The 11,697-nt window shown below is 49.5% G+C and carries 12 protein-coding genes; 3 read left to right on the top strand and 9 right to left on the bottom strand.

Translation table 11 applies throughout. The annotated features are described in order from the left end of the window. Window positions 1-17: 17 nt before the first annotated feature. The 7 genes from KNO94_RS08780 to zapA form a co-directional block, all read right to left on the bottom strand. Window positions 18-482, bottom strand: a complete 465-nt coding sequence (locus KNO94_RS08780) for a hypothetical protein (protein ID WP_214778952.1) — start codon at window positions 480-482, stop codon at window positions 18-20. 31 nt (window positions 483-513) lie between these two features. Beyond that, a complete protein-coding gene (locus KNO94_RS08775; protein ID WP_214778950.1) occupies window positions 514-1,347 on the bottom strand; it encodes an EcsC family protein in 834 nt (277 codons plus the stop codon). Window positions 1,348-1,599: 252 nt separating this feature from the next. Then, a complete protein-coding gene (locus KNO94_RS08770; protein ID WP_214778948.1) occupies window positions 1,600-2,010 on the bottom strand; it encodes a DUF350 domain-containing protein in 411 nt (136 codons plus the stop codon). A gap of 13 nt (window positions 2,011-2,023) precedes the next feature. Further along, window positions 2,024-4,378 carry an endonuclease MutS2 gene (locus KNO94_RS08765; protein WP_214778946.1) on the bottom strand — a complete coding sequence of 785 codons (2,355 nt, stop codon included), beginning with the start codon at window positions 4,376-4,378 and terminating at the stop codon, window positions 2,024-2,026. Between the two features lie 15 nt (window positions 4,379-4,393). After that, the gene (gene polX / locus KNO94_RS08760; protein WP_214778944.1) at window positions 4,394-6,088 is read right to left on the bottom strand and encodes a DNA polymerase/3'-5' exonuclease PolX; all 1,695 of its coding nucleotides are present in this window, start codon (window positions 6,086-6,088) and stop codon (window positions 4,394-4,396) included. Between the two features lie 67 nt (window positions 6,089-6,155). Then, window positions 6,156-6,692, bottom strand: coding sequence for a CvpA family protein (locus KNO94_RS08755; protein ID WP_047795551.1), 537 nt, complete (start codon window positions 6,690-6,692; stop codon window positions 6,156-6,158). Window positions 6,693-6,700: 8 nt separating this feature from the next. Further along, the gene (gene zapA, locus KNO94_RS08750) at window positions 6,701-6,922 is read right to left on the bottom strand and encodes a cell division protein ZapA (protein ID WP_015881047.1); all 222 of its coding nucleotides are present in this window, start codon (window positions 6,920-6,922) and stop codon (window positions 6,701-6,703) included. 208 nt (window positions 6,923-7,130) lie between these two features. Between zapA and KNO94_RS08745 the strand changes: the two genes are divergently transcribed. The 3 genes from KNO94_RS08745 to KNO94_RS08735 all read left to right on the top strand — a co-directional run bounded on the left by KNO94_RS08745 (window position 7,131) and on the right by KNO94_RS08735 (window position 9,480). Continuing rightward, a complete protein-coding gene (locus KNO94_RS08745; RefSeq protein ID WP_214742345.1) occupies window positions 7,131-8,348 on the top strand; it encodes a dicarboxylate/amino acid:cation symporter in 1,218 nt (405 codons plus the stop codon). Window positions 8,349-8,420: 72 nt separating this feature from the next. Continuing rightward, window positions 8,421-9,266, top strand: coding sequence for a GNAT family N-acetyltransferase (locus KNO94_RS08740; RefSeq protein WP_214778942.1), 846 nt, complete (start codon window positions 8,421-8,423; stop codon window positions 9,264-9,266). A 43-nt stretch (window positions 9,267-9,309) separates the two neighbouring features. After that, window positions 9,310-9,480 (top strand): hypothetical protein, encoded by a 171-nt coding sequence (locus KNO94_RS08735; protein WP_214778940.1) that lies wholly within the window; start codon window positions 9,310-9,312, stop codon window positions 9,478-9,480. Between the two features lie 34 nt (window positions 9,481-9,514). On the opposite strand, the gene KNO94_RS08730 is transcribed toward KNO94_RS08735, so the two are convergent. Then, on the bottom strand, window positions 9,515-10,801 hold the full coding sequence (locus tag KNO94_RS08730; protein ID WP_353047837.1) for a murein hydrolase activator EnvC family protein: 1,287 nt from the start codon (window positions 10,799-10,801) through the stop codon (window positions 9,515-9,517). A gap of 305 nt (window positions 10,802-11,106) precedes the next feature. Then, entirely contained in the window at window positions 11,107-11,625 is a 519-nt protein-coding gene (locus KNO94_RS08725) for a VanZ family protein (protein ID WP_214778935.1), read from the bottom strand. Window positions 11,626-11,697 lie beyond the last annotated feature (72 nt).

Raw genomic sequence — 11,697 nt, 5'->3', positions numbered from 1 at the left:
TAGAGGCGACGTTGTTTTTATTCGGCTTCTTCTACGATTTCGACACGTACTCCCGTGTCCCCGACTTTTCCTAAATCTTCTACGGTCGGGTCTTCATACGCCAACACATGAAACTCCTGCTCGATCGTACGGATGACATAATGTGCGAGCGCACCACGGTTACGGTTCACCGGATGAATCGCCATCCGTTCACTAGCGAATGACATCAGACGTGATGCGGATAGTTTCACAATCGGATGTTCGTTCCATAATCCGTCTTCTTTCATTCCGTGCTCTTCTTGTGTCCCCAAAAAGACGGCGTACTGTTCGAAACGAATCCGGATACGGTCGCGACTAGCGTCCCATGTGAGGAGCATCGTCGGATTCGCCGCTCCATAAAACGTCCACTCTAACGGGTAATACGCCTCATTCTTCATTTGAAACGATTCCATGTCGAGTACGTAGCGCTCGGTCGACATCAAGTAGTTTAAGTCTAGATTCATGGGATCCCCTCCTAGAAATCACAACACCTTGTTATAGGATTTCCCCTTCTTGACGTAAAATCTCTTCCATTTCTATGAATTCTCCTTCGATAATCTCAAGGTTCTCTCGTTTCACTTCTTCCACACTTTCAACAAACTCCGCTTCCGTCATGTTTACGCCTTCTTCAAGTGTATTCATGAGACGATTGCCCATCTTCGTCATCGATGAGTACGTGATTCCTCCCGAAATGACACCGCCTGCGAGCGGAATCATCTTCGAAATCCCTTTAGCGAACGTGTCTTTCGTCATCTTCACACCAATCATCGCGGACATTTTCTTAACGATCGGATAGTATACGGTTTTCATCAATGCTTTGTTCGGGATCTTTTTCAAAGCTTCTTTCGATAATTGTGCGGATAGTGCCTTGATGGTAGCCGTCGCACCGCCCACGCCGAACATGACACCTAAAAAGAGAATCAATTCTCCATTCACCCGTTCGACATCTAGTTCCCCGTCTTCCCAAAAGTCATCGTACCCATATAAATACCCGATTTCTTGCGCCAAACGGAGGGCGAAACCGAAGAATTGTGCCGTATCGGCCGGAATCGTTGCAGCGAGACCGATGCCTCCAGGTAGACCGGCTGCAAACGATGCACTCGAACTTTTCATGGTCTGATTGGTAATATTTCGTTTCGCTACTTTTTTGATGACTGAAAGAGGGACGTTCGCCTCAAGCGGTCCCTTCTCTATAATCTCTGCCAACTGATTCGCCGGCACGTACTTACTAAAATTTTGAGCTAAAAACTCTCTGCGGTCTACTTTCACCCCAGGTAATTTCACTGCATTCGTCATTAACACTTCAAACACTTCTGACCCGTTCGCCATGACCTACACCTCAACCTTCTTATGTATCTCGTTCCATAATCTAGTTTCAGTATATCGATTTCCTCACACGAATTGTAAAATATTTTCCTTTCACCTATATATTTTATATTCAAGGTTACCAAAATCAAAAAAGGTAGCATCTATTTAGATGCTCCTTTTCCTTAATAAAACATATACCAGAGTGCCGCTGCCACTAAGAACAGCCCGGCCCCGATGAACAAGATTTTTGCCAATCGTTCGTATACCATGTCTTCACCTCACCAATGCCGCGCCGACGACGAGGGAGACCCCGATCGACAGCAAGAATGCCAACAGTCCGACAGCAATATTTCCTTGTTGAATCTCATCGTTCACCTTCAGTGTCGGTGTCAAAAATTCAAACAACCAGTATGTCGCGAGGAGCAAAATGAATCCGAAACCACCCCCGACGAAGATGTCGATTGTACTATCATGATGGCTCTCGACGACACGAAAGATATTGGCGAGACCGACAATCTTCCCACCTGTCGCCAAAGCGACGGCGATATTTCCTTTTTGAATCTCGCGCCAGTTGCTGTATGGCGTCGTCACCTCGAAGATGGCGAGACCGACGATAATCATCAGTCCTGCCATCGAATATAGTCCGAACGACTCCAGCATCACTGCAAACGTTAACGTGCCCATTCCCCGACTCCCTTTACTTTAGTTCGACGACCGTGACTCCGAGTCCCCCCTCGCCCATTCCTCCCGGGCGCTGGTTCTTCACGTGACGATGTCCTTTTAAAAATTCTTGTGTCGCCTGACGCATCGCTCCGGTACCTAAACCGTGGATGATGCGGACGTTATCATAGCCCGACACGAGGGCTTCATCGATATACTTATCTAGACGCATGAGTCCCTCTTCGACACGGACACCACGAAGGTCGAGCTCGGACTTCGTCGAGCTCTGTCGTTTGAGCGAGCTGCCTTTCGACTGAAGCGACTTCTCTTTCGATGGACCGATCTTCTGAAGGTCGTCCGCTTTGACGTTCACTTTCATGATGCCGACTTGGACGTTGTACTCATTGTCGTTGATTTGTTTCACGATGTAGCCTTTTTGATTGAACGTCGTCACTTTCACTTCTTCGCCCTTACTGAACGTACGTTTCTGCTGGGCTTTTTGTTTCACTTTTTGGATCTTTTTCTCTTGAAGCGTCGGTTTGGCCGACTCGAGCTCTTTCTTCGCTGCGATAATCTCGTGCTCTTTGACGATTCCCTGTTCACGTAGCTTCTTCAAGCGGTCGATGACTTCGTTCGCCTGACGCTTCGCCTGCTCGACGGCCTTCTCGGCTTTCGCCTCGGCCGCGCTATACAAGTTGTCGCGTTCGCGCTCAAATTCGGTCATCTTCGCTTCAAACGCTGCCTGCTCTTCTTCGAAGTCATGGCGTTTGACGATGAGTTCCTGTTCGAGCTGTTCGGCACGTTGTTTCGCCGCTTCGAGCTCGTTGATCATCGACTCGACCGACTCCGCGTCACTACCGACGTGGCTACGCGCCTTGTCGATGACTTGCTCAGACAGTCCGAGACGACGACTGATTTCGAAGGCGTTCGAGCGACCTGGTACACCGATTAAAAGACGGTACGTCGGGCTGAGCGATTCGATATCAAACTCCATCGAGGCGTTCATAACACCTTCGCGGTTATAAGCATATGCCTTCAGTTCCGAGTAGTGCGTCGTCGCTGCGACACGTGCCCCGCGCCGTTTCACTTCATCTAGAATCGCGATGGCGAGGGCTGCCCCTTCTTGCGGGTCCGTCCCAGCACCGAGCTCATCGAAGAGGACGAGTGACATGAAGTCGATCTTGTCGAGCATGCCGACGATGTTCGTCATATGCGAACTGAACGTCGAGAGACTCTGCTCGATCGATTGCTCATCCCCGATGTCGGCATAGACGGCGTCAAACACGGAAAGCTCTGTCCCGAACTCTGCCGGGACGTAAAGACCTGACTGTACCATCAATTGAAGGAGTCCGATCGTCTTCAACGTGACGGTCTTCCCGCCGGTGTTCGGCCCTGTGATGACGAGGGACGTGTAGTCTTCCCCGAGCTCGACCGTGATCGGCACGACCTCATCTTTCGGGATGAACGGATGACGTGCCTGTTTCAACTTGATCTCTCGATTGTCGTTCAACTTCGGCTCGGTCGCTCTCATCTCTTGACCGTAGGCGACTTTTGCAAAGATAAAGTCGAGTTCGGCCAATACGTCGAGGTTCGTCATGACCGCATCATGCACCCCACCGACCTCGTTCGAGAGCGCACTCAAAATCCGATCGATCTCGGCGCGTTCTTTCAGACGAACTTCTTGAATCTCGTTGTTGATGGAGACAATCGCTTGCGGTTCGATGAAGAGCGTCTGACCGGAAGCTGACTGGTCATGGACGATTCCGCCGAACGCCTGGCGATACTCTTGTTTGACCGGCACGACATAACGGTCGTTTCGAATCGTGACAATCGCGTCTGAGAGCATCTTCGCATTGTTGCGGAGAATGTTGTCGATGCGTGACCGGACACTGCCTTCAAAGCTTCGGAGCTGTGTCCGAAGTCCACGGAGTTGTGAGCTCGCCGAATCTTGGACCGTCCCTTGATCGTCAATCGCATGACGAATCGCCTGCTCGACCTCGATGAGCTTCGTTAACTTGTCCGCATACTCGTCAAGGCGTGGAATGCGAATCTCCTCGTTGTCCTCGTGAAGCTTCTCAAAGAAGTTCTTCACTTGGCGACCGCCATACATGACGGCGGCGACGGCGAGCAGTTCGCTCGTCGAGAGGACCGAGCCGATGGCGGCCCGTTTCACTTCCGCACGGACATCCGTGAGCCCACCGAGCGGCAGACGGTCACGAAGACGAACGACCTCGGTCGCCTCTTTCGTCACGTTCAAATTCGAGAGCACCCGATCGTACGAGTAGTCGGGTTGCATCTTCAGCGCCAAATCTTTTCCGAGCGAGCTCGCCGCGTGACCGGCAAGCTGTTGGCGCAATTTTTCATATTCTAATACGCGTAACGCGTGGTCCATCTAGCATGTTCCTTTCTATCGCTTCGCCGCAAAGAACGCCTTGGCGTCTTCAAACGTGAAGCAGTTAATAATATCCGATGGTTCGAGATAGGCTTTCCGTGCGTGCAACACTCCGAGTGCCATATCTTCCATCATATCTGGGTGGTGCGTATCCGTGTTGATCATCACTTTGACGCCCGCCGCCTTCGCCTTCTTGAGCGTGGAGGCTGTCAAATCGAGGCGGTTCGGGTTGGCGTTCAACTCGAGCGCCGTCCCCGTCTCTTTTGCGAGTGCGATCAACTTGTCCTCGTCAATCGGGTAGCCGTCACGACGACCGATGAGTCGACCCGTCGGATGGGCAATCACGTTGACGTACGGAGAACGGCAGGCGTTCTCGAGACGTGCCATGATCTCGTCGACCGATTGGTCCATCTTCGAATGGATGGAGGCGACGACATAGTCGAGCGTCTCTAAAAATTCTGGTTCATAGTCGAGCGTCCCGTCAGGACGGATATCCATCTCGACGCCACGCAACACGTTCATGTCATGTGTCTTAGCGGCTTCTTGGATTTCTTTTCCTTGTTCCACAAGTCGTTCCTCCGTCAAGCCATTGACGAACGTCAAATACTTCCCGTGGTCGGTGATGGCCATCCATTCATAGCCGCGCCCTTTCATCGCCACGACGATCTCATCGACGGTCAACTTCCCGTCCGACCAGACCGTGTGCATGTGCGCGTCAGCCTTGATGTCCTCGATCGTGACGAGTTTCGATAAGTCGTGCTCGAACTCAGCATGTCCCTCCCGAAGTTCAGGCGGGATGAACGGGAGACCGTACCGTTCGAACAGTTCTTCTTCCGTTTTTGGTTGCCACAATCCGTCTACCGTCTCGACTCCATATTCGGAAATGGACTCTCCTTTTGCCTTGGCAAGTTGGCGCATACGGACGTTGTGGTCTTTCGAGCCTGTGAAATGGTGAAGTGTCGCGGCGAACGCGCCCGGCTCGACCATGCGGAAGTCGACCGACACCATCTCCTCACGTTCGAGTACGAGCGAGACTTTCGTCTCACCTGCCGCAATCACCTCGTTGATGAACGGCAAAGCGAGCAGTTTCTCACGCAGTTCAATCGGCTCCTCGGTCGCGATGATGAAATCGAGGTCTTTACATGTCTCTTCGGCACGGCGGAAACTGCCACCGACCGAATGACGCAAGACGAGCGTCTCCTTCTCTAACACCTCATTGATCTCTTCAACAATCGGTCTCATGACTGCGTACGCTAATCGTTCTGGACGTGACTCAAGGTTCTTCGCGGCGGCAAGCAATTTCTCCACACTCTTCGCACCGAAGCCCGGGAGCGATGCCGCTGTCCCGTCTTCAAGCACCCGGATGAGCGATTCCAAATCGACGACACCGACCTCGCGGAGTTTAGCGAGCTTCTTCCCACCGAGCCCTTGAATCTTCAAGAGCTTCATCAGACCGAATGGAATCTCTTCTTGGAGCGCTTCAAGTACTTCACTGCGTCCTGTATTCCGATACTCTTCAAGGACGGCTGCCGTCCCCTTTCCGATTCCTGAGATCGACGTCAAGTCATCGATGTCCTCAAGATCGAGGTCTGTGTTCTCGAGCGCTGTCGCAGCCTTTCGGAACGCATTGATTTTAAACGGGTTCTCCCCTTTGATTTCCATGTATTGCGCGATTTTTTCGAGCAACATCATTGCTTCTACTTTATTCATACGCTTCCCCCTCTTCACACAGAAAAGACCGAGACACAAGCACTAGCTTGCATTCCGGCCTGTCGTGTCACAACATCTTATTTGAAAACCAATCGGATAGATATGGCGTGTCTTGAATGATGTATGTCGCTAGCGACGAGTTGTCGACGGCGTTTTGTACGCTCGCCATCGGCACGAACGCGATCACCCAAAGGATGAAGAATGTGATGACGTACGCCTCGAAGAATCCGAGAACGGCACCGATCACACCTTTTAATTGGCGTAAAATTGGCAAGTCCGTCAAGAAGTCGAGCATCGCCAAAATGAGATGCAAGACGAGCTTCGTGATGAGGAACAAGACGACGAACCAAAAGACGTTATAAAATGTCATCTCAATCCCTGAAAGGGAGTTGAGATCCAACACGCCACCCGGCAGCGTCCCGTCTAGCTGAGACGGATATGGGATCCACAGCTTAAACGCTTCCGCTAACTCTTTATAGTACGTATTGGCGACAAGAAAACTGATGATAAGCGCGACCCAATGGCCGAGCTGTAGAATCGCACCGCGACGAAAACCGTTGACGATTCCAATAAATAAGAAAAACAGTATAAGTAGCGTAACCATGGATTGATTTATTCTCCCATATTTCGTTTAGTTTTGACGTGGTCGCTCGCGATTTGAATCGCAGCCAAGACCGCTGCCTGACGAGCATCTAGATGAGGGGATTGTTCACGAATCTCGCGGATCTTACTGTCGACCAAAAAGCCTACTTCCCTCACATGATCAGCGGGTTCTTCGCTCACGATCGTATAGTCTTGACCCGCAATGTGAATCGTTGTTCGTTGTAACTGCACGCGCACCCCTCCTTTACGTCTGTCAGCATTAATCATAACATCGTTTTTATATTAGGAAAAGGAGAAGCCCCTTCCCTTGATATGTACAACATTTTCTATTACCCTTCTATGAAGTCGTCAAACGTCTTTCTTCAACAAATTTGAAAGAGATGGTGGCATCATATTGTGAAATGTGCGAAAATATCAACTATTCAAACAAACAGAAAGGATGATTGATTTGAAATTACGCATTGGCCTCTTAGGTCGCATCATCATCGCGATTGCTTTCGGGATATTGCTCGGGAGCATCGTACCAGAAAGCCAGAACTGGATCGTTCGGACGTTTGTCACGTTCAACACGGTTTTCGGGCAGTTCTTAGGCTTCGCCATTCCACTGATTATTCTTGCCTTTATCATCCCGGGAATCGGGGAACTTGGAAAAGGAGCAGGAAAATTAGTCGGACTCACCGCTCTTATCGCTTATATTTCGACAATTGTCGCAGGGACGCTCGCATATTTTGCGACGAGCAACTTATTCCCACAAATTTTGACTCGGTCGACAACAGAAGCCGAGAATCCTGAGGAAGCTCTCCTCAAAGGGTTCATGGAATTTGATATTCCGCCGGTATTCGGTGTCATGACCGCACTCATTTTAGCTTTCGTTATCGGAATCGGGATTGCCGCAATCGAAAGCAAACGGTCACTTGACCTTGCCATGGATTTCCGCGATATCATTGAACTATTGATCAGCAAAGTTATCATTCCACTCTTACCATTCCACATCGCCGGAATTTTCATGAACATGACGTACGCCGGACAAGTCGCTGAGATCCTTTCAGTGTTCTCGCTTGTCTTTGTTACCATCATCGTCCTTCACTTGACGATGCTGATGATTCAATATTCGATCGCAGGTGGACTCAACAAAGAGAATCCGTTCAAGTTGCTCAAGACGATGATGCCGGCTTACTTCACAGCCATCGGGACGCAATCATCGGCTGCTACAATTCCAGTCACACTTCGTCAAGCGAAGTTGAACAACACGGATGAGGGGGTCGCGAACTTCGTCATCCCGCTCTCAGCAACGATTCACTTGTCAGGCTCGACAATCACACTCACGTCGGTCGGTGTCGCACTCATGTACTTGAACGGCATGCCGATGTCATACGCCATCGTGCTTCCATTCATCCTCGCACTCGGGGTGACGATGATTGCAGCACCAGGTGTACCAGGTGGGGCCGTCATGGCATCACTCGGGTTGTTCGGATCGATCCTCGGGTTCGATGCGACGATGCAAAGTTTGGTCATCGCGCTCTATTTGGCACAAGATAGCTTTGGGACAGCGACAAACGTCACGGGTGACGGTGCCATCGCGAAAATCATTCATTACTTCAAACACAACACAAAACTTCTCGACAACACAGCGTCGAAACAAGAAGAGATCGCATAATGAACGACTCATAAACGGGCAAGCCATCAGGTTTGTCCGTTTTTGTCTACATATAATAAAGGAGAGAACCATATGGAATGGATTGAATGGAAAGACCCGAACCACTTCTCAGATCGCGTCATGGATGCATTGTTGAAGGAAGAAGCGAAGAACAGTCTGATGATTGGCGTGTTGAACAATGTGATACAAGGCGTCTATGAAACCTTTCATCAATTTACCGTCGAAGCAGAAGGTGAACTTCTCGCCATCCTGCAGGTGACACCGCCACATCCGCTCCACTACATCGTCGTGAATCAAGAACGGGAAGATGAGCTTCCATCTTTCATCATTCCACACCTTCTCGAAAACGAGATTCCCTTCACCGAAATCGTCTCGGAACGTGCACACGCCGAACGGTTCGGGAAAGCGTGGCAAGAGATCACATCTGGGTCGAGCGAGATGTTCATGTCACAAGGGCTCTATCGACTCGATCGTGTGGAAGACATCGAGATGGCGAACGGTCATATGCGTGAAGCGACGACAGCCGACCAGGCACAACTTGAGGCATGGTACAGCGCCTTCGAAGCCGAGTCGGGTCTTCGTTCTTCACCACCCGAGAAAGTAACAAAGGCCGTACAGGCGATGCTCGACAGGGAAGAGGCAGTCTTTTGGGAAGTCGACGGCCAGCTTGTCTCATGTGCGAAACGTGCTCGTCCGACCGAGAATGGAATCACCGTCTCGTTCGTCTATACGTCACCCGACGCGCGTGGAAGAGGTTACGCGCGAAGTTTGGTCGCAGACCTTAGTCGTCAAATCCTCGAGACGAAAGCGTTCTGCGTCCTCTATACGGACTTGACGAATCCGACATCGAATAAAATTTATCAAGAAGTTGGTTATCAACAAATCATGGAATCTGCTTGGGTCCGACTTGCTAGATGAAACGAATCGCCTCCCCTATACTATTAGGTGGAGGCGATTTTTCATGAATAGATTCCGTTTCATTTGGGTTTCGTTCGGCGTGGCAATCCTTCTTTATATGCTAATCGTCGGAGGGCAGAGCGTCCTCGATAACCCAAATGTCGATACGCTATGGCTCAGTGTGATTGGTGCTGCGCTCCTGACGTTCATCGTCTATCGGACAACAAAAAAGTGATCGACGCGTTCGCCGATCACTATCTTTGTGTTTATTAGAAGAATGATGCTGGGTTGACTGTGCTTCCCGCGCTCGTTCCAGAGTACGAGTAGCCACCACGGTGGATTTCGAAGTGAAGGTGTGGTCCAGTCGAGTTCCCTGTGCTACCTAGCGCACCAATGTTTTGTCCTTGTGTCACGCGTTGACCTGCAGAAACGGATACTGAACTCATGTGAGCATATACCGTCGTCCATACTTGTCCGTTGATTACGTGTGCGATCATGACGTGGTTCCCGTAAGCGCCACCCCAACCTGCACGGAGGACCGTACCTGTTTGAGCTGCATAAATCGGTGTGCCAACCGGACCTGCGATATCAAGTCCGTTGTGGAACGAATAGCCGTTCGAGCCGCTTGCTGGGCCCCATCCTTGTGAGAAACGTCCGTTTGCAGGGCGTTGGAACATGCCACCGCTTGCCGGTGCAGATGAAACAGGCGCCGCTGTCGCAGATGAACCACTGTTCGAGCTTGAACCTTGTTGTTTTTTCGCTGCCGCAGCTGCTGCAGCCGCACGACGTGCTTCTTCTTCCGCACGACGTTGTGCTTCGATTTCAGATTGAATCGCTTTTTCTTGCGCTTTGAGTGTGTCTTCCATCTCTTTCAAGCTCATGAGTTTCGATTCAAACTTCACTTTTTCAGCTTCAAGTTTCTTGATTTTCGCCGCACGCTCTTTCATTTTTTGATCGAGTTCTTTTTGGCGCTTCTCAAGTTCTTCTTTTTGCTTCACGAGTGAATCGCGTTCTGCTTTTAATTCAGCTTGCGCTTTCGCGAGTTTATCTTTTGTTGCTTCATATTCTTCAAAAATCTGTTGGTCGTTCTCTTGGATCGTACCAGCAGTGATCATACGTGTGATCAAATCACCGAAGTCTTTCGAACCGAAGATGAACTCAGCCCAGTTGACTGACGAGCCACCGTTCTTTTGCATCGTCGCCATACGGTCTTTCATGAGTTCTTCTTGCTTCTTCATTTTTGCTTCGTACTTTTTGATTTGTGCTTGAAGCTTTTTGATTTTTTCTTCAGTTGCACGAATTTCAGCTTTCTTCTGAGCGACATCGTTGATGACGTCTTGGAGTTCAGCATCTAACTTGTTGATCTCTTGTTGCTCTTTGCTGATGGCTTGCTCACGTGATTGAATCGAAGAGTTTGCTTTCGACTGCTCGCTGCTATTCTTTTGTCGTTGTTCTTGTACTTTCTTCTGCTTCTCTGTAAGTGAGGCCGCATAAGTCGGTGACGTTCCGCCGATTAAGAGTGCGCCTAGAGTGACGGTTGCTGCAAATTTCTTCAAGTTACCCAATGTGCTTCCCTCCGCTGATTCCCGTGTATTTTTTATCTATAATCGTTCATGTATTTTTTAATAAGATAAGTCGCGACATTTCGTTCGCTCTGTGACTCATTATAGCAATCTAAACCAAAAGTTATTTTACACTTATATTTCATTCGTATGACATTGACCAAATTTAGGTTTTATTCTTTAAAAAACGTGGGTATAAACAATATTTTATTTGGTTTATTGTCACAAAATAATTTTCAAAAGAAAAAAAGCACTTGAAGAAAGCGCTTTTCACATAGTAGCCTATTCATTTTTTTTGACTACCTTAGTGCCACATAACCGGCCCGTTTTCCATTCTTCCGTTTCGAACGAAGCAATAGGAACCCACCGATCAAAACGACACCTACCGCAGCACCTGTACTATCCAAGAGGACATCTTCTAACAGAGCGGTCCGTTCAGGGGTCAAACTCTGATGATACTCATCAAAGATTGCCACCGTGTTCACGAGTGCCCAGGCGAAGAGCAGGGTTAACCCGGCATGAAGATTCGTTCTCGAGATGGCCTTTACGAATAATGCACCGAGGACGAGGAATGTGAGGACATGAGCTGTCTTCCGCATGAAGAACTCAATCAATCCTGCCGTCCCCAACGTATCGAGCGAGATTTCCTTTCCGGCGTAGTCGAACTGTACGTTCGCGAGGGTCGGTTCGATCCAGCTCCAATTGAATCGCTCGAGTGGCGAAACGATGGACTGGTCCGAGTAAGGCGTCGCACTCGATAAGAAGAGTCCGATTAAAATAAGCGCAATCCATATAAATTCATTTTTTAAAAGTCGCATAACACCGTTCCTTTCTACATCGATTTTCATTATACGGATTCTTTCTTCGGAAAGATGTAACAGCGACATCAT

The sequence above is a fragment of the Exiguobacterium sp. s22 genome, assembly GCF_018617455.1.
Lineage (GTDB): Bacteria > Bacillota > Bacilli > Exiguobacteriales > Exiguobacteriaceae > Exiguobacterium.
Note: the sequence above shows the minus strand (reverse complement) of the source record. Positions and strands in the feature narration are given on the sequence as shown.